Origin of the sequence: Pseudobutyrivibrio xylanivorans (assembly GCF_010906925.1) — a bacterium.
Taxonomy (GTDB): domain Bacteria; phylum Bacillota; class Clostridia; order Lachnospirales; family Lachnospiraceae; genus Pseudobutyrivibrio.
The window spans coordinates 1,327,352-1,346,816 of sequence record NZ_VTVE01000001.1 but is presented as its reverse complement, the minus strand read 5'-3'; the positions used below and the strand labels follow the sequence as shown (position 1 = coordinate 1,346,816).

Genomic DNA, 19,465 nt, shown 5'->3' with positions numbered 1-19,465 from the left:
GTTATTATAAAGAAAATAGATTGCACGCAATATAATGATACAAAATCTAAAGGAGGGCTAATCATGAAATGCGCTGTTAGATATTACACAAAGACAGGAAATACTAAGAGACTTGCTGAGGCTATTGCTAATGTAGTTGGAGTTGAGGCTTTGCCAATTAGTGAGCCAATTACTGAGCAGGTAGATATTCTTTTCCTTGGAAATTCATATTATGCTTTTAGCATTGATCCAGAGGTTAAGAGCTTTGTAGCTTCACTAGATAAGAATCTTGTTGGCAAGATTGTTAACTTTGGCTCAGCAGCAATGCTTAATTCTACATACAAGAAGGTTAAGGCTGAGGCTGACAAAGTTGGTATTCCAATGGACGAGAGAGAGTTCCATTGCAAGGGCGAGTTCAAGGGACTTCACAAGGGCAGACCAAATGCCGACGATGCAAATGCAGCAGCAGAGTTTGCAAAAAAGATTATTGGCTAAATAGACAACAGGCTGTCACAGAAGTGGCAGCCTATTATATTGCTAATTTCCAGCGATTATCTATTTTAGGACTGTAGTAGAGTCGCACAGTCCGCTCAGTTCCAAAAATCACCACTCGACACTCAAATATCTCGGTGCTATTGCTAACGTATATGCCGTCCTTAGTAGTGCGGGTCCCCTGCTTGGGGACTGGCTTGTAGGTCTTGATAGAGTAGGTTTCAAATATGCCATCCTCATTTTGAAGGCGGAACTTCAGTGGGATGGCTGAGCCATCTGATTTTATCTGGCAGATGACATCTATATTGTCAAAAATATTTTTCATTTTGTAGTACATGTATGGTCACTTCCATTCTTGTAAAAATAGTATCGAAACTATAGGAGATATGTAGCCGTCATACTGGCGCTCACCAAGATCAGGAAAGCAGTTAGCACACTGCCTCTGGCAGCATATTCCTATCGTCTATATAAATATCACAGGTTATTTTTCTGGAATTGTTCCCGTAGAGCTCAACAATCTCAGGTAGATTGTCATTAATAGCATCAAAACTAAGCCCCTGCTCAACACACCAATCAAGAGCAGAAGACAGGGCATCGCCTGCTCGGCATGTCCATAGGATAATTTTATTGCCAGCGGCCTGCTGAGCCTGAAGATATTGAATCAACCTAGTATTAGGCTCCCCAAGCTCTGGCCAGTTACTAAAGCAGAGAGTACCATCGAAATCCACAGCTATTATCTTGTAATCCATAGGCAACCTCCTGAAATCTCGAATGTTAGTTCCGAAAATATGTTCTATATCTGTATCAATAATATACACCCTGCTTTCTCTTTTTTCAATCGAACAGAAAATAAATTTTCAACCAATTACTCGAACTAATAATAATTGGGAATTTAATCTTTATTTTAGTAGGTGGAAAGTATACAATTAGCATAATTAATTAGTTGATAGTAGGACTATTTACTTGCAAGGAGAGGAAAAATGAATATTGAATATCGCTTAGGAACAAAGAGTGATCTGGACAATATTTGTGTATTGATAAGGGATGCAGTTAAGGAAATGGAAAGACATGAAATCTATCAGTGGGATGATGTCTATCCTGCTAGAGGAGATTTTGAATCTGATATAGAAAAACAGACACTATACGTAGCATACGAAGAGGATAACTTAGTTGCTTTATATGTTATTAGCGGAGAGTGTGACGAGCAGTATGGCAATGCAAATTGGAAATACGATGATAACTCAGCCTATGTATTGCATAGATTTTGCGTTTCACCACGTTTTCAGAATAAGGGCATAGGAAAGGCAGCTCTTATTCACATCGAGCACCAGATAAAGGATATGGGATATGAATCTGTTAGACTAGATACTTTTACAGAAAATCCATTTGCGCAAAACTTGTATCGCCACAATGGCTATGAGGCCAGGGGTTTTGCTGATTGGCGCAAGGGTCGATTCGATTTGATGGAGAAAAAATTGTAGGTAATAGAAGATGAAAACAGAAATAACAGTCATAGTTGACAATATAGCAAGTGAAAATTTATGCGGTGAATGGGGACTGAGCCTTCTTGTTAAATATAATGGAAAGAAGATTCTTGTGGATGCAGGCGGTTCCAATCTTTTCCTTGAGAATATGAAAGGACTGGGAGAAGATGTTGCAGAGGTAGATTATGGAGTCCTTAGTCATGCTCACTATGATCATGCCAACGGCATGCCTGGTTTTTTTGATAACAATTCAAAGGCAAAACTTTTTGTTAGAGAAAATACAGCTGCAAATTGTTATGATAAGAAATTCATTTTTAAGAAATATATTGGCATACCTAAGAGAATGCTTGAGGACTATGCAGATAGAATAGAGAAGGTAGAAGGGGTATACGAAATTACAGATGGAGTATATCTAGTGCCACATACTACAGCGGGGCTTTCTAACATTGGAAAACGAGAAAAAATGTATAGGAGGACTGGCTGGAAATGGAGCTTTGATGATTTTGACCATGAGCAAAGTCTTGTAGTTGATACAGATAAAGGATTATTGATTATTAATTCCTGTTCACATGGAGGGGTTATAAATATCATTAACGAGGTGAAAGCGGCATTTCCTGAAAAGAAAATATATGGATATATTGGCGGTTTTCATTTGTTTAACAAGACTGATGAAGAAATATTAGATGTAGCCACTGCAATCAAAGAAACATCAATAGAATATATTTGTACAGGACACTGTACTAGAGGAAGAGCCTTTAAAATTTTAAAGGAACAGCTTGGGGATAGAATTGAACAGATGAAAGTGGGACTGCAGATAGAGATTTAAGGGGAATGTATGGGAGAGGTTTTATCATCAGCACATGTGCATACAACTTTTTGTGATGGAAAGTCTACGGCGGAGGAACTAGCTGTAAGGGCATGTGAATTAGGATTTGTTTCTCTTGGTTTTACATCTCATGCACCGCAGACTTTTGATGAGGCACATTGTATTAATCCATCCAGGGAAAGTGATTATAAAAAAGAAATAAGAAAGATCCAGCAAGACTACAAGGGAAAGATGGCTGTGTATCTTGGGATTGAACGGGATTTATATAGTTGCTCAGATGTAGCCGATTATGATTATTTTATTGCATCGGTTCATTATTTTATGAAACCTGATGGAAGTTATGTTGGGGTTGATGGAGCAGCTGAGGAGCTTCAGAAATATATTGATGAATACTGCGGTGGCAGTGGGCTAGAAATGGCTAAGCAATATTTTTCATTGTTTAGAGATTATGTGCTTGATTTTAAGCCTGCGATAATAGGGCATTTTGATTTATTAAGATACAACAATTCCATATTGCATCTATATGATGAAGAGTCTTTGGCCTATAGAAAAATGGCTCTTGATGCGCTGAGAGATATGTATGAAACAAATGCTTTTCTTGAGGTAAACACCGGTGGCATGGCAAGAGGGTATATGAAGGCTCCATATCCTGCGCCATTTTTGCTTAAGGAATGGAAAGAATGGGGAGGAGAAGTGATTATCAATTCTGATTGTCATGATGCCAAATTGCTAGACGCTGGGTATTCACAGGCCAAAGATATTTTATTATCTCTAGGTTATGATCATGTTGTGCGACTTAGTGCAAATCCACAAGAGGGTATGTGGGAGCAAGTTGGGTTGCTTTAAAGTATAATGGCTTTTGAATGGGAGGTTTTATGGGTATTGATTATAGGAGACTTAGCAAAGAGTATTTAGAAACATTTATTCAAATGCGAATTACGCAACTTCGCGAGGAGGGGGCTAAGGAAGAAATCGATTTGGAACCTGCTCTTAGAGATTATTATGATAGGCATATGGCTGATGGGACATTTGTATCTTGGCTAGCCTTTGATGGAGAAAAAATCATCGGAACAAGTGGAATGTCATTTGTAGAGAAGCCTCCATATTTTGGCTGTCCCTCTGGAAAGATGGGATTACTTTCCAGTATGTACACAGACCCAGAGTACAGGAGACGAGGAATAGCAAAGGAGCTACTTGATAGAGTGGTTAAAGAGGCGAGAAACTATGGCTGCGGAACAGTACAGATTACTGCCTCAGATATGGGTGTGAAGCTGTACTCGTCATATGGATTTATTCATAACGGAAATTTTATGCAGTATAAGCTTTAGCAGGAGTTTTTTATCACAGAATGGGGTTATTACTTGTGTTGTTACAAAATAATATTTAAGAGGAAACAGATTTTTAGAGGAGGGTTTTTACATGTTTGATTTCAATTATTTTACACCTACAAAGGTGGTATTTGGAAAGAATACTGAAGCAAAGGTTGCTGATTTAGTAAAGGAGTTTGGTGGTACAAAGCTTTTAATTCATTACGGTGGTGGAAGTGTTGTTCGCTCTGGACTTTTAAAGAGGGTGACAGACACTTTGGACGCAGCAGGAATTAGCTATGTAACATTAGGTGGAGCAGTTCCAAATCCTCATCTTGGTTTAGTATACGAGGGGATTGAACTTTGCAAGAAAGAAGGCGTGGATTTCCTTTTGGCAGTTGGTGGAGGAAGTGCAATCGATTCAGCTAAGGCAATAGGATATGGTGTAGCCAATGAAGGAGATGTATGGGATTTTTACGATTATAAAAGACAGGCAAAAGGCTGTCTTCCAGTAGGAGTAATTCTTACAATTGCTGCTACTGGTAGCGAGATGAGCGATTCTTCAGTAATTACTAAAGAGGATGGTCTTGTTAAGCGTGGATACAGCAGTGATTTTGGGCGTCCAAAATTTGCAATCATGAATCCAGAGTTGACTATGACATTGCCAGACTATCAGACAGCATGTGGATGTACTGATATTATGATGCACACCATGGAGAGATATTTTTCAAATGGTGGAAATATGGAAATTACAGATTCTTTGGCAGAGGGGCTTCTTCGCACCGTCAAGAAAAATGCCCTTATTTTATACAAAGATCCAAAGAACTATGACGCTAGAGCAGAAGTTATGTGGGCGGGAAGTCTTGCCCATAATGGACTTACAGGCTGTGGTAATGATGGCGGTGACTGGATGACTCACAAGCTAGAACATGAGCTTGGTGGTCTTTACGATGTGGCCCACGGAGCAGGTCTTGCAGCTATCTGGGGAAGCTGGGCTAGATATGTATATAAGAACTGTTTGCATAGATTCAAGAAGTTTGCACTAAATGTCATGGAGGTAGAAAACAGCGGCACTGATGAGGAAATTGCACTTCGCGGAATTGAAGCAGTAGAGGATTTCTATAGACAAATTGAGATGCCTACAAATCTTCGTGAATTAGGTATTAACCCTACAGAAGATGAGCTTGCTCTTATGGCAAAAAAATGTGCTATCGGAGTTGGCGGAGAAAAAGGCTCTGCAAAGGTGCTTAATGAAGCGGATATGCTTGCAATTTATAAGGCAAGTATGTAGGAGCGATAATACATGGAAGAAGAGGTCTAAAATAGTGGTACGTGCATTAACTAGTGGGATTTGAATGGCAAACAGAGAAGAATAGCATTGGCAGGCTATACAGGAATCAAAAATAAAAGGAATAGAGAATATGGATTATATTAAGGACTTAAGAAAAGTAATAGGTCATGATTTAATTGTAGGTGTGGGCTGCGGTTTGCTCCTAGAGAATGAAAAAGGTGAACTTCTTCTACAGAAGAGGAGCGATAATGGTCAGTGGTGTATACCAGGCGGAGCACTGGAGCCTCATGAAACATATATTGAAGCTGTAAAACGAGAAATACGTGAGGAAGTTGGGATAAACGTACTTAACCCAGAGCTTTTTGGATTGTATTCAGGAGAGGATAGAGTCATTCATTATCCCAATGACGATGTGGTGTATTCGTTAGCTGTTATTTTTAGAGCAACTGAATATGAGGGTGTGATTTCAGATGAGGATTCTGAAGTGTTGGAGCATCGCTTCTTCGCACGAAATGAGATTCCAGATGAACTTTTTTATCCTGATGCTCGCCCAATCCGAGACTGGGCCGCTGGCGGAAATACTTGTATTGTTAAATAAGAGCTTTTTAGGGGGAAGTTTAATGTGTTAGCGTGGATTAGAAAATTCAATTTAAAAAAGGCAGGATATATTTCTGTTTCTATAGGTCTATTTACAATAATTGTGCATATTTTAGTGATTACAGGAGTTTTACCATATCTTTGGGTAAATGGTGGACGGTCAGAATCTTTTGAAGTTGCTAAGCAGACTTCAATTTCATCAATTATAATTTTACTTATCAGTATCGTAATTACGTTAATTGCAAGTCAGATTATCCCAATCAAGTTTAATAAGTTTTGGGGAATTGTTGTATCAGTGTTCTTGATTGTCTTGTTGCCATTATCTTTTATTGGAATTATTCAGCAGTTACTAGGTACTGTTTTTGAAAAATGTGTTATGTCACTCGTGACAATAATTGGTTTTATTGCTGCGGTGAGAATTGCCTTTGAAAAGAGATGGTAGAGCGTCTGGTATTTGAAGGAAACTAGAGTTTAATGAGCTATAGGATCAAAAAATAAAGGGAATAGAGAAATAGATTTAATGTAAGGCATATTTTAGGAGATTAGAAAATGATTTGTGCTAGTTTAGAAGAAGTTCGTTCTAATATAGATAGAATTGACAATGAGATTATTAAGCTGATAGCTGAGAGAAGTGATTATGTAAAACAGGCATCTGCCTTTAAAAAGAGTGAGGACGGAGTAAAAGCACCTAATCGTGTTGAGGCTGTGATTAATAAAGTGAGAAGCAAGGCTGAGGAATATGGTGCAAATCCAGATATGGTTGAGAAATTATATAGGGAAATGATTTCAAGTTTTATTAACATGGAGATGGATGAATTTAAGAGGAAAAATGAAAATTAGTAGAGCAGAATTACAAGATTTAGATGAGATATTAAAGTTGCAGTACTTGGCATATCAAAGCGAGGCTGCATTATTTGGAACAGATGATATCCCACCACTTAAGCAGACTATTGAAGAGGTTGAGGATGAATATAGCAATGGCATAATCTTGAAGATGCACACAGATGATAATGTTATTGTAGGCTCTGTTAGAGCAAAAAAGAGAAAGACACTGCATATATCGGTAAATTAATGGTGCATCCTGATTATCAATGTCAGGGATATGGAAGCAAATTATTAGCGGAAATAGAAAAAAGTTTTCCTGATAGTAGATACGAGCTGTTTACCAGCACAAGGAGTGTTGATAATATTAGGCTTTACAAGAAGCTAGGTTATAAAGAATTTGATGAAAAGAAGATTGATGATGAATTAGTGTTTGTATATATGGAAAAGTAATTATAAAAGGAGAAGAATATGGAAACTTGGTACTACACTGTCGTATCTATTGACGGGGATTATGCGAATTTAAAAAGAACAGATATTGATTCAGACGAGTTAAAACTTGTGGCTAGGGCACTACTTCCAGCTGATATAGAAGAAGGAACTAATCTGAAGTACGAGTTAATGCAATATTTTATTGTATAAGCGTTTTTATAGAAATAATATGGAAAAATTAGACGGTAAAATAGCCATAGTAACTGGAGCAAATTCGGGAATGGGTATGGCTACGGTAGAGGCATTAAGTGACGAAGGCGCGAATGTGATTATGCTTTGCAGAAATGAGAAGCGGGGCAAAGAGGCCTTTGAAAAGTTGATGTTAAATAAAAATCGCAAGATAGAGCTAATGCTCTGTGACTTGGAGGATTTTTCATCAATCAATTCATTCGTAGAAGCAATAAAAGAAAAATATGAGAAAATTGATATTTTAGTAAACAACGCTGGATTTATTTCTCTAGATAGACAAATTACAAAAGAAGGATTTGAAAAACAATTTGGTATCAATCATCTGGGGCATTTTTTACTGACTACTAAGTTGATTGATATGATGCATGAAGGGGCGAGAATCGTCAATGTTGCATCAGGTGCTCATAAGGTTGGAAATATTCATTTTGAAGATATCAATTTAGAAAAGAGATACAACGTTATAAAGGCATATTCTCAAAGCAAACTTGCAAATGTACTTTTTACAAGGGAGCTGGCAAATCGTTTGAAGGATAGGAAAATCACAGTAAACTGCTGTCATCCAGGTGCAGTTGCGACTAATATTGGAATAGATAGAAACACTGGATTTGGAAAGACTATTACAAGTTTACTAAAACCATTTTTTCAAACACCTGCCGAGGGGGCGCGTACAGCAATTTTCCTTGCAACGGATGATTCTGTTGAAAATATTTCAGGAGAATATTTTTATAAATGTAAGATTGCATTGTCTTCAAAGCGCTCAAAGGATATGGAGTTAGCAAGAAGATTGTTTGAGCTCAGTGAGGAATTGGTACAAAAGGACAAAGACAAGGTATAAAAACATCAAAATGACGGACTGGAGGAAATGTAATTGAAAGAGTATTTATCTGCAACAACTGGGGATTTACAGAGAGTTTATGACATTGTTCAATCTTCAATTCGAAGTACATACCCTAAGTATTATCCTAAAGAAGTTGTAGATTTTTTTAGTGATTTACATAGCAAAGAAAACATTTTAAAAGATATTGAGGATGAGCTAGTTGGGATTCTTCAGGTAGATGGAAAGTGTGTTGGAACTGGCTGCTATAAGGATAATCATATTACTAGAGTATACATTGAACCGGCCTATCAGAAAAAGGGGTATGGTTCATACATTATGGATTGTTTGGAAAAGAATATTTCATTGAATTATTCGTCAGCAGTTTTGGATGCATCTTTGCCAGCAAGTCACTTATATTCAAGCCGTGGATATGAAACAATTGAACACTGCAAATATCCAGTGGAAAACGACGTGATTCTTGTGTATGAAGTAATGGAAAAGGCACTGTCTAAGAATGAGACAAGGATAGATTACAATGGGAAAAAATTTGTGCCATTGATCAATACTGAAAATGGTGAGGTTGATGGTAATACAGTGTTTATCTATCACCAAAGTGGAACAGATTTTTCTGCTGAATATTCTGGCGGGGAAGTGAAGACTGGTTTTATGGTTGGAAAAGTTGATGCAGCAGGAGAGCTTGATTTCTATTACGAGCATCTGAACTTGGATGACGAGATTCGAGCTGGAAAATGCCATAGTGTTCCAACTATAAAAGATAATGGAAAAATTGAATTACATGAAAAATGGCAATGGCTTAATGGAGATTGTTCCAAAGGAGAATCAGTTGTAGTCGAGCTATAAAAATATAAATAGAAAAGATTGTAGGCAACAAGGAGGAGTCTAAAAATGGATAAAGAATTGGTGGAGTTTTTAATTAGGGCGAAGAAGGCTACATATGCAGGCAAGGGGGCAGAGACAACATCATCTCGTGAGAAATCCCATGATTTGATTTATAGAGATGGCGATTATATGTATTATGATACCTATCTCGGTACAGGGAAATTCGCCGGTGAGGAAGCTCTCTGGATTAAGGATATTCCATATTGGAGTATGAATTATATTGGAATAGTAACTGGGGATAATTTCAGTGGAGATTTTTTGAAGGAGGCACTGCTTTTAGTTCCTGAGGATAAACCTTTTAGAGGGCCGGAGAAATATACTAACGGTGACTACACTTATGATTGCAAAATCGATGGAGATTATAAGTGGTTTAATGGACGAGAAACTATTTCATATAAAGGCGAAGAGATCTATGAATGTATTTTCCACGGTGGACTTGTGGAATAACTTAGAGATTGGTGAGGGCTATGAGTAGATTAAAAACATTAAGAGAGTATGTGGATAATGAACTTTTGATGCTGGCAGAAGATAAGAGGGTGAGTGCAACTGCACATCTTTATGGTGTGTCCCTTGCGGCTACAATACTAGCAAAAAAGCGTGGGATGAATGAAGAACTGGCAGCTATGGCAGCCATGCTTCATGATATGCATGCATACAAAAGTGGTTCATATGATGACCATGCGCATCTAGGAGCGGATTTGGCTAGGGATGTTCTAGGCAAGCTTAACATAACAAAAGAGGAAGAGACAGATATAATATGCTCTGCTATATATCATCATGATGATAAACTGGTGGTTGACTCACCGATGGATGAATTGTTAAAAGATGCAGATGTTATTGATCATTGTTTTAAAGACTCATCAAAGCCGGTGAAGGAAAAAGAGCAGCAAAGATACGATAACCTATGCAAAGAATTAGGACTAAACTAAAGCGTTTTAAATGAAGAAAGTGTTGTATGAAAAGGGGAGAGAAATGAATAATGATAAGAAAATAAAACTATGGAATGTATTTCGCGATTATATGGAATATTTCCTACTATATTGCTTTCTAGGATGGGTATATGAATCAGTGTGGTGCTGTATGATATATCACCATAGAGGATTTATTAATAGAGGATTTCTATTTGGACCGTGGTTGCCAATATATGGATTTGGATTTTTTATAATACTTGGAATATTCAAGATTCTTAGAGTAAAGAAGCCACTTTGGGTATTTATAGTAGGAACAGTTGTGGCCACAGTGGCGGAGCTTGTGGCAAGCTATATTATTGATGCTACAATAGGCACTCCTATGTGGGATTACACAGGATATTTTATGAATTTTCAGGGGCGAATTGCGCTGGTTCCAGATTTGATGTTTGGACTTATGATATGGGTGGCAATTTGTCTGATTCAGCCAGCAATAATTAAATTGCAAAATAAGTATAGATCCTCTAAAATTCATAATACATTTTTTATCGTATTTACGGTATTGTTTATGATAGATCTTATAAGCAGAATATGGCTTGGAAGCAATATCTAAATATAAATAGAGGTCAAAGATGAAAGTAATAAAGCATATTTTTGATGGGGTTTTTGGTTGTGAGGAAAGTACAAAGAATAAGCCGACAGTATCAGTAACACTAGTGGATGAGTTAGGAAATGAATCTTATGTAACAGTGGAAGATCAGTGGCTTGTGGAAAATGGTCTAGATGTGGGCGATAAATGGCCAGAGGATTTAGACCAATAAACATAGGCGCTTATAGTAAATGAAGAGAGGGCTAGAATAATGAAAATTGAACACATTGCAATGTATGTAAATGACTTGGAGGGGGCTAGAGATTTTTTTGTAAAGTATTTAGATGGCAAATCAAATGATGGCTATCATAATAAAAATACTGATTTTAGATCATTTTTTATAAGCTTTGATGATGGGGCAAGACTTGAGATTATGCAGAAGCCTCAGATGGAAGAAGCAGAGAAAACTCTTAATAGAACTGGTTATATTCATATTGCATTTTCGCTGGGAAGTGCTGAGGCGGTAGATAGTCTTACAGCACGTTTCAAGGAAGATGGCTATGAAGTAGTAAGCGGACCAAGAACAACTGGAGATGGCTACTATGAAAGCTGTATTGTAGGCATTGAAGGCAATCAGATAGAAATCACAGTTTAGGACCTGCGCAGCAGAAGCGTACAAGTATGAGGTGAAGGATGATCAAGCTCAATGATATTGATGCGGGGCGGCCTTTTGATTGGGGAAATACGTCAAAAGACTATGCCAAATATAGGGATATTTATCCGGAGGCATTTTATAAGTGCATATTGGATTTGGGATTGTGCAAGGATGGACAGCGTGTACTTGATATAGGTACAGGTACGGGCGTGCTGCCGAGGAACATGTACAAATATGGTGCAAAGTGGACTGGAACAGATATTTCTGAGAATCAGATAGAGCAGGCGAAGCTGCTTGCAGCAGAGCATAATATGGATATTGAATTTTATGCTTGTCCAGCAGAGGAAGTAGAGTATTCTCCAGAGACATTTGATGTTATTACAGTGTGCCAATGCATATGGTATCTCAATGCAAAAGTGTTTCCTGAAAATTTTGCCAAGATGCTGAAGCCAGGTGGCAAGCTCTTGATTTTATATATGGGATGGCTTCCATATGAGGATGAGATAGCAGGAAAAAGTGAGGAGATAATATTAAAATATAATCCTGCATGGACAGGCTGCGGTGATAAGGTGCAACCAGTTTTTGTACCAGAGGAATTGCATTCATATTTTGATTTAGTAAAAAGAGAAGAATTCAGAGTAGATGTGCCATTTACGAGAGAAGGCTGGCATGGGAGAATGCGAGCTTGCCGCGGTGTGGGTGCATCTATGGATGAGAAAAAACTCCCTCTTTGGGATAAGGAGCATATGGAAATGCTTCAAAATAATGCCCCTGAAAAATTCAATGTTAAGCATTATATTTCCTATGCAGAATTACAAGTGAAATAGTAGTCAAAGAGTTATCGCAAAATGCGGTAGCTCTTTTTTTGTTAAGTGCGTTAGCACTGAGATAGAAGTCTGAAAGACTTCCATTATGAATGCGGTAGAGTTACTGTGAATAGTAACTATTCACACTCAAAAAAAGAAAAACAAGAGGGCTTGTTGATATGATTTCTCAAAAGAAAAAAAGTTGTTGACTTGCAACTGATGTTAGATTATTATAACAACAGTTAGTAAGAGCTAACGAAATAAAAATGACGAGAGTAGATTATGAGCGAAGAAGTATTTGAGATAGTTTGTTCCATGGATAGGCGCAAGGTTGAACTTCAGATTGTACTACAGTGTGCACCTACACTAGCGGGACTTAAGACATCCAATCTTCTTATTCTCCCAAAGGACTTAGAAGAGCAGGCTAGAGTGATACTACGTCACACCGGTTTAGTGGGGTATCGGTTAGTGTACGATAGGCACAGAGTTGTGTTTCTTGTATTCAAGAGGGATATGCTTATAAGCTACTTGAAATCAGATGAGGTCAAAAGTTTTCTTGCTTCTTATGAGTACGACGTTGATTGCTTTGGTGCTTGTCTTAAGACATTCCAAAGGAGATATGAGGATTTCGTAAAAAGCAGAAAGAATTTTCCACACGAGATGGGCGCATTTTTGGGATACCCAATGTGTGATGTAAAGGGCTTCATCGAAAATGAAGGCGATGGGTTCTTAATAGCTGGTTACTGGAAGGTTTACGGGGACGCTAATAGGACAAAGCAGCTGTTTGAACTTTTCGACGAAACAAAAGATGATATGGTTTGCATGCTTTCAAAGGGATTTACATTAAATCAGATTATTAGTGAACAGTCCCGTGCATCATTAGCAAGCTAAACAAAGACAAAGGAGAAACATGTCATGAGTAAAGTAAATGTAGTTTTTTGGTCACAGTCAGGTAATACAGAGAGCATGGCCAATGCAGTAGGTGCTGGTGTTACAGCAGCTGGTGGAGAGGCAAATGTTGTTTACGTTGGCGATGCTTCAATAGATGAGTTAAAGAATGCAAAGGCATTCGCACTTGGTTGCCCAGCAATGGGAGCTGAGGTTCTTGAAGAAGGTGAGATGGAGCCTTTCGTAACAGATTTGGAAGGTTTTGTTTCAGGTAAAACAATCGGTCTTTTCGGCTCTTATGGTTGGGGAGACGGACAGTGGATGCGCGACTGGGTTGATCGTATGACAGCAGCAGGCGCAACAGTAGTTGGCGGCGAAGGCGTTATCTGCCAGGAAGCTCCAGATGGAGCAGCTGAGGAAGCTTGCAAAGAGCTTGGTAGAGCATTAGCTGCAATTTAATAAAAGCTTATTTCCTTTCCCTGAGTTTCTAACCGGGTTTCTTAGGGAAGTTATTAGACTCCTTTTACAGCCTCCAGGTATGCCAGTGCCTGGAGGAATTTTTTTGCAAAAAAAGAGAAGCTATAACAGCTTCTCAATTAGAAAATCTATTTATCCTGTATCAATTGATTGATTTCGTTTATCTCACCATTGATGCTTAAGGTATCAAGAAATGTGCATATCAAAAGTATGGCCAGTGACATGACTGTTAAAACTGTAACTGAAAGACTACTATACCAACCAAAAATCATTCCAAAGACCAGTATGAGCCCAATTGAATAAATAAGTTTTATTGTGGTTTCCAAAAGAAAATATGGTATCTCAAATTTGTTAATGATATATACTCCAAAATAGATAAGTGCATTAACGCCTAGTGCTTGGAAAACTGTATCAAGACAGAGGAAAGAAGCCTTGTAGCAAAGGGCCACAAGAGAAAGTACAACCAATGTGACTCCGGTCATGGCAAATATATTAAGGATATTTTTTCGCATTATCGGTTCCTCCTTATAAGCACTTCTCTAATGTCCTTGAGATACTTTCTGCTTACACAGATTCGCTCACCGTTTGTAAGCACCGCTTCAAGCTTTGAGTTGGCTAGATTCTTAACGCTAGAAAGTGTTTCTACATTGAGGATAGTTGATTTGCTAACTCTTACAAACCCAACGTTAGAAAGCATTTCATCTAATTCGATTAGACGAAGATTAGTCTGATAGACATCTGATTTGTCGTATATAAAAGTCTTCTTGTCCACACTTTCTATGTAATAGATATCACCTGCAAAAATAGAGTAGGACTGTCCTTCCTTTTTGCAGAGGATGGTCTTGTCAATTCCGCGGACAAAGTCGCAGACTCTTTTAACATTTTCTGTCAGTTCGCGATACTCAATTGTAACTGCAGGATTCTCGATATCCTGTCTGTTTTTCATTGTAAGTTGCATTTTGTCGGCTCCACATGAAATACCATATGAGTACCAACAGGAAAGAGACAGTCTGTGCAATGCAAACTCGTACTGTCATCAGCTCATCGGCACCGGTATTTGTAACAACGTGTAAAATATTAACGATGGTATTGTTGACAAAATGGTCGCTCATAGACATATATAGGCTTCCAGTAATCCTTGTCAACATAGTAAATTTTAAACCAACCAGTGCACTTACCACAAGCATAAAAAGTGAGGTTATAATCATTCCTCTAAGGCTTTGTCTTCCATCAACATAGTTTCTAATAGGCCCGGCAACATGCCAAAATCCAAATAGGATAGCAGAAATAACAGTGGACTTTACAAATGAATATTTAGTCTCGAGAATTCTAAGAAAAAGTCCTCTGAAATTTCCTTCCTCCATAATTACGTTGACTATATTTCCAATGATGCAAATCAAAAAGAAGATTAGTTCAGTTCTATTGCCAATATTTGAATCGATTGCATAGGCACTCACATACAATTCCAATGATTTAAAATTTCCACTATTTAGTGAAAGTAAAAATTCAGCCCCATATGCGATAAAAAATACGCCCAACCCAAAAGCTAAACCTAGTAAAATATATAGTAAATGTTTACCGTTTTTAAATCCGATTTCATTTTTTGAAATCCTTAGCTTGCAGGCTATTATTGCCATTATAATGATGCCCAGCAGCTTGTGAATGATAGCTTCGCCAACCCAGGTTTGGTCTGTTCTTAGAACAAAATATTCAAGAATGTGTAATAGATAGTAAAAAATGTAAAGGGTAAATACCATAAATAAGGGGTTTTTAATTGTTTTGTGGTTCATTTTTCTACCTCGTTTCTTTTTTTGAATGTCTGTTTTCTCGAAGTTATCATAGGAAAAATATGTCATCAAGAGCTCTACTACCAAGATGCAAAATAGCTATACCAAGATACAAATTTTCTAGAGCAACCATGGGAGATGCCATACTTTTTCCTGTTAATATTTAAATTTTGTCGGTAGATATGAGAGGGAATTTTTTTTATCCTTAGGATAAAGTGGGAGGTAGTATGCTATGGGAATTTTCAGTCCAGATAGTGAATTGATGGAGTTTTTGGGGAAGGTTACAGATTATATAATCATCAATCTGCTCACTCTATTTTTATCTATACCTATAATCACAATGGGTGCAGCCCATACTGCAAAATTTTATACATCAATGAAAATTGCCAGAGGGGAAGAACCAAGCGCAGTAAAAAGTTATTTCAAGTCATTTAGGGAAAACTTTTCTCAGGTTACAGCCGCATGGCTAGTATTTCTTGTGCTAGGAGTAATCCTGGTGTTTGATTGGTACAACGTACTTTACGGCAAAGGCCAGAGTATGCCATTTCCATTAAAAGTCATGCTTGGCATTATCAGCTTTGTTGTCTGGGCTAGCTGCTATTGCATGTTTGTATTTGAAGCCAGATTCAAGGTGACTTTAAAGGAACTGTTTAAAGCATCTATTTTGATGGCACTTGTGAATCTTCCTAGGATGGTTTTGATAGCTATTTTTGTGTTTTTGCCATATTTAATTTGCGCGTGGTATATACAGTGGGGGCTTGCAATATGGCTTTTTGCAACTACAGTGACCTTGTACTACATAAGCAAAGAATTTAACGGGCAGTTGGAGATGTTATATAAGGACAGCGAACAATGAATCTAATTAGTTCTTTATTTGGAAAAATAATAAACCGTGCCAGCACAAAAAAGCTCTTTATCTTTTACACTTTATTTATTATTTTGCCAATGCTTTTAGTGGACGGCATGTTTGTATCTAGTGCATACAGGTATGAGAAGACAGCTCAGGAACATTTGCTAGAGAACCAAGCTAATGCCATTCATTATACCTTTTTTAATCAGGTAGATCAGGCGGCCAAGCTTGGCAATGCCATATACACCAGCATGTATGTGGACAATTTTTTGACTAAGGAATATACATCCAATTTGGACTTTTATAATTCCAGAAAAAGTTTTTTTGACAACACACTTTTGCAGATGGTTGAGAGCCAGTCAGGCCTTACATTTACTTTCTATATAGACAATGACACTATTACAAATGGTGCTGAGTTTCAGAAAATAGATCAGGCTTATGACATGGATTGGTATAAGTGGATGAAAAAAACAGACCTAAATAAGGGCCTTGTTTTTGGAAGTCGCATGACACCTGAGGGGAATGATCAGAGAAAAATTTATTATTATCAACGGCTAAATTACTACGGAAAAGATCCTGACAATTTTGTTGTTATCACGATAGATTACAGCAAGTGCAACAATGATATTGCCAATCTGAACTACGGAAATCCTGCATATATTTGCGATGATAAAAGAATTCTTTTGACAAATGGAAAATACAGTAACGTCAACAAGAAGTACAGTTTAAAGGCAGGTCTTAATCCATCCTATGTGGATCAGGTGGAAGTCTATGGTCAGACTCTATACATTGAAATTGTAAATAACAATAAGGATATTATCAGTGTAATGAGGGCGAGATGGTATCAGTTTTTACTTCTTGCTGTTGTAAATATCATTTTGCCATTTTTCGTTGCAGGAATAATATATGCTGCTTATCAGGCCAAGCTTAAAGAGCAGGAAAATGTTATGGCAAAGAAAAATGCAGAGCTACTGGCACTTCATAGCCAGATTAATCCACATTTCTTGTTCAATGCATTAGAAAGCATAAGGATGCATGCACTGATTAAGCAGGAAAATGAAACTTCAGAAATGGTGGGACATTTGGCTAAGCTTCAGCGACAGTACACTGAGTGGAGCGAGGACAGTATCACAATCGAAAAAGAGATAGAGTTTGTCGATTCGTATTTACGGTTACAGAAATATAGATTTGGAGACAGGCTTTCATTTGAAATAGATGTTGCTGATGAATGCAAAAACTTATTTATACCAAAGCTGTCATTGGTTACATTTGTGGAGAATGCATGTGTTCATGGCATTGAAAGCAAGATAGCACCTGGGTGGATATTTGTTAGAAGTTATATTGACAGAGATACACTCATCATGGAGGTTGAGGATACAGGAAATGGTATCGATGAGAGCATTAGATTGGACCTTTTAAATAAGATGCGTTCATCTAGTATTAGCACACTGAAAGATTCAGGCAGAGTGGGGATTGTAAATGCCTGTCTTAGATTGAAAATGATTTCAGATGATGAGGTGTTATTTGATTTAGATTCGGAGGTAGGTACTGGAACGCTAGTACAGATTTGTATTCCAGTTAAGTATGTAAAGTCAAGGGGGAATAGGGTTGTTAAAAGCATTGTTGGTAGATGACGAACCGTTTATTTTGCAGGGGTTACAGCTTCTTATTGATTGGGACAAGGCAGGATTTGAAGTTCATACTGCCTCAAATGGTGAGGAAGCATACGAGTATTTACAGTCAAATTCTGTAGATTTAATAATTGCAGATATTAAAATGCCTGTAATGACAGGAATTGAGTTGTTGAAAAAAATCCGGGAGGAATTAAACCTGGATACCTACTTTATTATTTTAAGTGGATATGCAGAGTTTGAGTATGCCAGACAGGCGCTTCATTACCATTGTACGGACTATATTTTAAAGCCTGTTGAAAAGGACCAACTGAAATCCCTGTTAAAGAAAATTACAGATTTGGCGCAACAAAAAACATCTAAGGAGAAAAATGGTATCAAGAGAGAAAAGGCATTGATGGAGCGCACATTGATGCATTTGCTCAGCGGAAAATATGACGTAAACGACCTGGAGTACATAGAAGATAAAGTCCCTGTGGATGATGAAAAATGCTATGTGGAAATACAGTTAAATGATAGTGGCTGCCTAGAGGAGTGCGCTGACGAGGATAAGAGAACGCGACTTGATAAGATATATCAGGCAGTGATTGATTATCTGAAGCAGGATGCCATGTATTGCATTCGAGATGTCTCTGATAATAGCCAGATATATGATATAGGCTTTGTATATAGTAGCTTTATGGCGCAAAAGATTAAGTCGACCAGGGAGGACTACCTGAGGGGCTTTTATAACTATATTGTTTCTAACACCAATTTATCTATCACCATGCTGGTGGGAAAGATGGTGTCTGGAATCAGAAATGTTTCAAAATCTTACGGCACAGCAAATATGCTTCGTTCTCTTCAGGGATTTAGAGCTAAAAAAGACATTTATTTTTATGAAGAAGAATATAAGGTGAATGAAGCTGGACTTGTAATATGTAAAAAGCAGCTTGATATGTTAATAAATGCAATTGAAACAGGAGAGCATGTTAATATTCGTAAATGCGTAGATGATTTTTACGAAGAAATGCAAAAGATGGGAGTGACAGGCTCTACAATCGATTTGAATGTTAACTATCTGTTGTTCCAACTTATTCATCTGGCAAGCGAGCTAGATAGTGAGGTAAATCAGGAGGAGATTCTTCGAATTATATCGGAGAGTACCTCTGAAGAAGACATTAGTCGAAGCAGTAAGACTCATCTTTGCAGGATGGCATATGCCTACAGTGAGTACCTGTGTCAGCTTCGTAAAAACGTATCATGTAGTGTCTTAGTAAAAATAGAAGACGAGATAAAAAAGAATTATTCGTCCAACTTAACACTTAAGGATTTGAGCGAAAAATATTATGTTAATTCTGCTTATCTAGGTCAGTTATTTAGAAAAAAATGTGGCTGTTCTTTTAAAGACTATTTAAACCGAACCCGAATTGAGGCGGCTGCAAAATTGCTTAGAAAAACTGATATGAAGGTATATGAGATAGCAGAATCAGTAGGTTACAAGGATGCAGATTACTTTGTAAATAAATTTATTGAGGCAAAGGGCTGTACACCTACAAAATACAAGAAAAATATTGGATAAATATAAAAATTCGGGGAGAAAATATAAAATTTCTCCCCTTTTTTTCTATAGTTTATCGGATGTTTTGTTTGAAGATTAAAAATACAATATTGACATAGGTAAGGGAGAGGGCTCCCG

The 19,465-nt window shown here is 37.5% G+C and carries 30 protein-coding genes; 25 read left to right on the top strand and 5 right to left on the bottom strand.

From position 1 onward, the window contains the following. The first annotated feature begins 63 nt into the window (after positions 1 to 63). Positions 64 to 474, top strand: coding sequence for a flavodoxin family protein (locus F0Q01_RS06380; protein WP_090487436.1), 411 nt, complete (start codon positions 64 to 66; stop codon positions 472 to 474). A gap of 34 nt (positions 475 to 508) precedes the next feature. Here F0Q01_RS06380 and F0Q01_RS06375 read toward each other — a convergent pair whose 3' ends face one another. Both F0Q01_RS06375 and F0Q01_RS06370 read right to left on the bottom strand, forming a co-directional pair. Next, positions 509 to 808, bottom strand: a complete 300-nt coding sequence (locus F0Q01_RS06375) for a hypothetical protein (RefSeq protein ID WP_242941837.1) — start codon at positions 806 to 808, stop codon at positions 509 to 511. A gap of 91 nt (positions 809 to 899) precedes the next feature. Beyond that, positions 900 to 1,220: a hypothetical protein gene (locus F0Q01_RS06370; protein WP_090487434.1), complete on the bottom strand. Its 321-nt coding sequence runs from the start codon at positions 1,218 to 1,220 to the stop codon at positions 900 to 902. A gap of 231 nt (positions 1,221 to 1,451) precedes the next feature. On the opposite strand from F0Q01_RS06370, the gene F0Q01_RS06365 reads away from it, so the two are divergent. The 21 genes from F0Q01_RS06365 (at position 1,452) to F0Q01_RS06270 (ending at position 13,501) form a co-directional block, all read left to right on the top strand. After that, positions 1,452 to 1,952 (top strand): GNAT family N-acetyltransferase, encoded by a 501-nt coding sequence (locus F0Q01_RS06365; protein WP_090487431.1) that lies wholly within the window; start codon positions 1,452 to 1,454, stop codon positions 1,950 to 1,952. 10 nt (positions 1,953 to 1,962) lie between these two features. Next, positions 1,963 to 2,781: an MBL fold metallo-hydrolase gene (locus tag F0Q01_RS06360; RefSeq protein WP_090487428.1), complete on the top strand. Its 819-nt coding sequence runs from the start codon at positions 1,963 to 1,965 to the stop codon at positions 2,779 to 2,781. A gap of 9 nt (positions 2,782 to 2,790) precedes the next feature. Then, positions 2,791 to 3,627, top strand: a complete 837-nt coding sequence (locus F0Q01_RS06355) for a histidinol-phosphatase HisJ family protein (RefSeq protein ID WP_090487425.1) — start codon at positions 2,791 to 2,793, stop codon at positions 3,625 to 3,627. 29 nt (positions 3,628 to 3,656) lie between these two features. After that, positions 3,657 to 4,109, top strand: a complete 453-nt coding sequence (locus F0Q01_RS06350; protein WP_090487422.1) for a GNAT family N-acetyltransferase — start codon at positions 3,657 to 3,659, stop codon at positions 4,107 to 4,109. Positions 4,110 to 4,200: 91 nt separating this feature from the next. Then, a complete protein-coding gene (locus F0Q01_RS06345; RefSeq protein ID WP_090487419.1) occupies positions 4,201 to 5,379 on the top strand; it encodes an iron-containing alcohol dehydrogenase in 1,179 nt (392 codons plus the stop codon). A 130-nt stretch (positions 5,380 to 5,509) separates the two neighbouring features. Then, a complete protein-coding gene (locus F0Q01_RS06340) occupies positions 5,510 to 5,977 on the top strand; it encodes an NUDIX hydrolase (protein ID WP_090487416.1) in 468 nt (155 codons plus the stop codon). Positions 5,978 to 6,001: 24 nt separating this feature from the next. Continuing rightward, positions 6,002 to 6,418, top strand: coding sequence for a hypothetical protein (locus F0Q01_RS06335; protein WP_090487413.1), 417 nt, complete (start codon positions 6,002 to 6,004; stop codon positions 6,416 to 6,418). 107 nt (positions 6,419 to 6,525) lie between these two features. Then, the gene (locus F0Q01_RS06330) at positions 6,526 to 6,816 is read left to right on the top strand and encodes a chorismate mutase (RefSeq protein ID WP_090487410.1); all 291 of its coding nucleotides are present in this window, start codon (positions 6,526 to 6,528) and stop codon (positions 6,814 to 6,816) included. Continuing rightward, a complete protein-coding gene (locus F0Q01_RS13860; protein WP_242941836.1) occupies positions 6,806 to 7,048 on the top strand; it encodes a hypothetical protein in 243 nt (80 codons plus the stop codon). Before F0Q01_RS06330 ends, F0Q01_RS13860 begins: the two co-directional genes overlap by 11 nt. After that, the gene (locus tag F0Q01_RS13855) at positions 7,048 to 7,251 is read left to right on the top strand and encodes a GNAT family N-acetyltransferase (protein ID WP_242941835.1); all 204 of its coding nucleotides are present in this window, start codon (positions 7,048 to 7,050) and stop codon (positions 7,249 to 7,251) included. Before F0Q01_RS13860 ends, F0Q01_RS13855 begins: the two co-directional genes overlap by 1 nt. 18 nt (positions 7,252 to 7,269) lie before the next feature. Continuing rightward, a complete protein-coding gene (locus F0Q01_RS06320; RefSeq protein ID WP_090154854.1) occupies positions 7,270 to 7,440 on the top strand; it encodes a chorismate--pyruvate lyase in 171 nt (56 codons plus the stop codon). Between the two features lie 19 nt (positions 7,441 to 7,459). Continuing rightward, positions 7,460 to 8,314 carry an SDR family oxidoreductase gene (locus tag F0Q01_RS06315; protein ID WP_090487407.1) on the top strand — a complete coding sequence of 285 codons (855 nt, stop codon included), beginning with the start codon at positions 7,460 to 7,462 and terminating at the stop codon, positions 8,312 to 8,314. A gap of 33 nt (positions 8,315 to 8,347) precedes the next feature. Beyond that, positions 8,348 to 9,157 (top strand): GNAT family N-acetyltransferase, encoded by an 810-nt coding sequence (locus F0Q01_RS06310; RefSeq protein ID WP_177209272.1) that lies wholly within the window; start codon positions 8,348 to 8,350, stop codon positions 9,155 to 9,157. A gap of 45 nt (positions 9,158 to 9,202) precedes the next feature. Then, entirely contained in the window at positions 9,203 to 9,643 is a 441-nt protein-coding gene (locus F0Q01_RS06305; RefSeq protein ID WP_090487405.1) for a DUF5680 domain-containing protein, read from the top strand. A gap of 20 nt (positions 9,644 to 9,663) precedes the next feature. Then, positions 9,664 to 10,125, top strand: a complete 462-nt coding sequence (locus F0Q01_RS06300; protein WP_090487402.1) for an HD domain-containing protein — start codon at positions 9,664 to 9,666, stop codon at positions 10,123 to 10,125. Positions 10,126 to 10,168: 43 nt separating this feature from the next. After that, positions 10,169 to 10,717 carry a putative ABC transporter permease gene (locus F0Q01_RS06295; RefSeq protein WP_163927172.1) on the top strand — a complete coding sequence of 183 codons (549 nt, stop codon included), beginning with the start codon at positions 10,169 to 10,171 and terminating at the stop codon, positions 10,715 to 10,717. 19 nt (positions 10,718 to 10,736) lie between these two features. Beyond that, positions 10,737 to 10,925, top strand: a complete 189-nt coding sequence (locus tag F0Q01_RS06290) for a hypothetical protein (protein WP_090487396.1) — start codon at positions 10,737 to 10,739, stop codon at positions 10,923 to 10,925. A 39-nt stretch (positions 10,926 to 10,964) separates the two neighbouring features. Continuing rightward, complete coding sequence (locus F0Q01_RS06285; RefSeq protein WP_090487392.1) at positions 10,965 to 11,348, top strand: VOC family protein; 384 nt, start codon at positions 10,965 to 10,967, stop codon at positions 11,346 to 11,348. Between the two features lie 38 nt (positions 11,349 to 11,386). Then, entirely contained in the window at positions 11,387 to 12,175 is a 789-nt protein-coding gene (locus F0Q01_RS06280; RefSeq protein ID WP_090487388.1) for a class I SAM-dependent methyltransferase, read from the top strand. Positions 12,176 to 12,436: 261 nt separating this feature from the next. Next, positions 12,437 to 13,045, top strand: coding sequence for a DUF3793 family protein (locus F0Q01_RS06275; protein WP_090487386.1), 609 nt, complete (start codon positions 12,437 to 12,439; stop codon positions 13,043 to 13,045). 24 nt (positions 13,046 to 13,069) lie between these two features. Continuing rightward, complete coding sequence (locus F0Q01_RS06270) at positions 13,070 to 13,501, top strand: flavodoxin (protein WP_090154872.1); 432 nt, start codon at positions 13,070 to 13,072, stop codon at positions 13,499 to 13,501. A 146-nt stretch (positions 13,502 to 13,647) separates the two neighbouring features. Here the strand turns inward: F0Q01_RS06270 and F0Q01_RS06265 are convergent, their stop codons facing one another. The 3 genes from F0Q01_RS06265 to F0Q01_RS13925 are packed head-to-tail and all read right to left on the bottom strand — an operon-like array spanning position 13,648 to position 14,976. Next, positions 13,648 to 14,031 (bottom strand): hypothetical protein, encoded by a 384-nt coding sequence (locus tag F0Q01_RS06265; RefSeq protein ID WP_090487383.1) that lies wholly within the window; start codon positions 14,029 to 14,031, stop codon positions 13,648 to 13,650. Further along, positions 14,031 to 14,465, bottom strand: coding sequence for a LytTR family DNA-binding domain-containing protein (locus tag F0Q01_RS06260; protein ID WP_163927170.1), 435 nt, complete (start codon positions 14,463 to 14,465; stop codon positions 14,031 to 14,033). The genes F0Q01_RS06265 and F0Q01_RS06260 overlap by 1 nt, the downstream gene beginning before the upstream one ends. Next, complete coding sequence (locus tag F0Q01_RS13925) at positions 14,422 to 14,976, bottom strand: CPBP family intramembrane glutamic endopeptidase (RefSeq protein WP_242941834.1); 555 nt, start codon at positions 14,974 to 14,976, stop codon at positions 14,422 to 14,424. Before F0Q01_RS13925 ends, F0Q01_RS06260 begins: the two co-directional genes overlap by 44 nt. A gap of 562 nt (positions 14,977 to 15,538) precedes the next feature. Between F0Q01_RS13925 and F0Q01_RS06250 the strand changes: the two genes are divergently transcribed. From F0Q01_RS06250 to F0Q01_RS06240, 3 genes are read left to right on the top strand one after another with little or no spacing between them, the layout of a single operon-like run. Further along, positions 15,539 to 16,162 carry a YesL family protein gene (locus F0Q01_RS06250; protein WP_090487380.1) on the top strand — a complete coding sequence of 208 codons (624 nt, stop codon included), beginning with the start codon at positions 15,539 to 15,541 and terminating at the stop codon, positions 16,160 to 16,162. Beyond that, positions 16,159 to 17,790: a sensor histidine kinase gene (locus tag F0Q01_RS06245; protein WP_090487377.1), complete on the top strand. Its 1,632-nt coding sequence runs from the start codon at positions 16,159 to 16,161 to the stop codon at positions 17,788 to 17,790. Before F0Q01_RS06250 ends, F0Q01_RS06245 begins: the two co-directional genes overlap by 4 nt. Then, a complete protein-coding gene (locus tag F0Q01_RS06240) occupies positions 17,765 to 19,348 on the top strand; it encodes a response regulator (protein WP_090487373.1) in 1,584 nt (527 codons plus the stop codon). Before F0Q01_RS06245 ends, F0Q01_RS06240 begins: the two co-directional genes overlap by 26 nt. Positions 19,349 to 19,465: the final 117 nt, after the last annotated feature.

What these genes read in the sequence shown, in the direction of transcription:
- F0Q01_RS06380 (WP_090487436.1), top strand. Translation starts at nt 64, where the DNA reads ATGAAATGCGCTGTTAGATATTACACAAAGACAGGAAATACTAAGAGA.
- F0Q01_RS06375 (WP_242941837.1), bottom strand. Translation starts at nt 808, where the DNA reads ATGTACTACAAAATGAAAAATATTTTTGACAATATAGATGTCATCTGC.
- F0Q01_RS06370 (WP_090487434.1), bottom strand. Translation starts at nt 1,220, where the DNA reads ATGGATTACAAGATAATAGCTGTGGATTTCGATGGTACTCTCTGCTTT.
- F0Q01_RS06365 (WP_090487431.1), top strand. Translation starts at nt 1,452, where the DNA reads ATGAATATTGAATATCGCTTAGGAACAAAGAGTGATCTGGACAATATT.
- F0Q01_RS06360 (WP_090487428.1), top strand. Translation starts at nt 1,963, where the DNA reads ATGAAAACAGAAATAACAGTCATAGTTGACAATATAGCAAGTGAAAAT.
- F0Q01_RS06355 (WP_090487425.1), top strand. Translation starts at nt 2,791, where the DNA reads ATGGGAGAGGTTTTATCATCAGCACATGTGCATACAACTTTTTGTGAT.
- F0Q01_RS06350 (WP_090487422.1), top strand. Translation starts at nt 3,657, where the DNA reads ATGGGTATTGATTATAGGAGACTTAGCAAAGAGTATTTAGAAACATTT.
- F0Q01_RS06345 (WP_090487419.1), top strand. Translation starts at nt 4,201, where the DNA reads ATGTTTGATTTCAATTATTTTACACCTACAAAGGTGGTATTTGGAAAG.
- F0Q01_RS06340 (WP_090487416.1), top strand. Translation starts at nt 5,510, where the DNA reads ATGGATTATATTAAGGACTTAAGAAAAGTAATAGGTCATGATTTAATT.
- F0Q01_RS06330 (WP_090487410.1), top strand. Translation starts at nt 6,526, where the DNA reads ATGATTTGTGCTAGTTTAGAAGAAGTTCGTTCTAATATAGATAGAATT.
- F0Q01_RS13860 (WP_242941836.1), top strand. Translation starts at nt 6,806, where the DNA reads ATGAAAATTAGTAGAGCAGAATTACAAGATTTAGATGAGATATTAAAG.
- F0Q01_RS13855 (WP_242941835.1), top strand. Translation starts at nt 7,048, where the DNA reads ATGGTGCATCCTGATTATCAATGTCAGGGATATGGAAGCAAATTATTA.
- F0Q01_RS06320 (WP_090154854.1), top strand. Translation starts at nt 7,270, where the DNA reads ATGGAAACTTGGTACTACACTGTCGTATCTATTGACGGGGATTATGCG.
- F0Q01_RS06315 (WP_090487407.1), top strand. Translation starts at nt 7,460, where the DNA reads ATGGAAAAATTAGACGGTAAAATAGCCATAGTAACTGGAGCAAATTCG.
- F0Q01_RS06305 (WP_090487405.1), top strand. Translation starts at nt 9,203, where the DNA reads ATGGATAAAGAATTGGTGGAGTTTTTAATTAGGGCGAAGAAGGCTACA.
- F0Q01_RS06300 (WP_090487402.1), top strand. Translation starts at nt 9,664, where the DNA reads ATGAGTAGATTAAAAACATTAAGAGAGTATGTGGATAATGAACTTTTG.
- F0Q01_RS06295 (WP_163927172.1), top strand. Translation starts at nt 10,169, where the DNA reads ATGAATAATGATAAGAAAATAAAACTATGGAATGTATTTCGCGATTAT.
- F0Q01_RS06290 (WP_090487396.1), top strand. Translation starts at nt 10,737, where the DNA reads ATGAAAGTAATAAAGCATATTTTTGATGGGGTTTTTGGTTGTGAGGAA.
- F0Q01_RS06285 (WP_090487392.1), top strand. Translation starts at nt 10,965, where the DNA reads ATGAAAATTGAACACATTGCAATGTATGTAAATGACTTGGAGGGGGCT.
- F0Q01_RS06280 (WP_090487388.1), top strand. Translation starts at nt 11,387, where the DNA reads ATGATCAAGCTCAATGATATTGATGCGGGGCGGCCTTTTGATTGGGGA.
- F0Q01_RS06275 (WP_090487386.1), top strand. Translation starts at nt 12,437, where the DNA reads ATGAGCGAAGAAGTATTTGAGATAGTTTGTTCCATGGATAGGCGCAAG.
- F0Q01_RS06270 (WP_090154872.1), top strand. Translation starts at nt 13,070, where the DNA reads ATGAGTAAAGTAAATGTAGTTTTTTGGTCACAGTCAGGTAATACAGAG.
- F0Q01_RS06265 (WP_090487383.1), bottom strand. Translation starts at nt 14,031, where the DNA reads ATGCGAAAAAATATCCTTAATATATTTGCCATGACCGGAGTCACATTG.
- F0Q01_RS06260 (WP_163927170.1), bottom strand. Translation starts at nt 14,465, where the DNA reads ATGAAAAACAGACAGGATATCGAGAATCCTGCAGTTACAATTGAGTAT.
- F0Q01_RS06250 (WP_090487380.1), top strand. Translation starts at nt 15,539, where the DNA reads ATGGGAATTTTCAGTCCAGATAGTGAATTGATGGAGTTTTTGGGGAAG.
- F0Q01_RS06245 (WP_090487377.1), top strand. Translation starts at nt 16,159, where the DNA reads ATGAATCTAATTAGTTCTTTATTTGGAAAAATAATAAACCGTGCCAGC.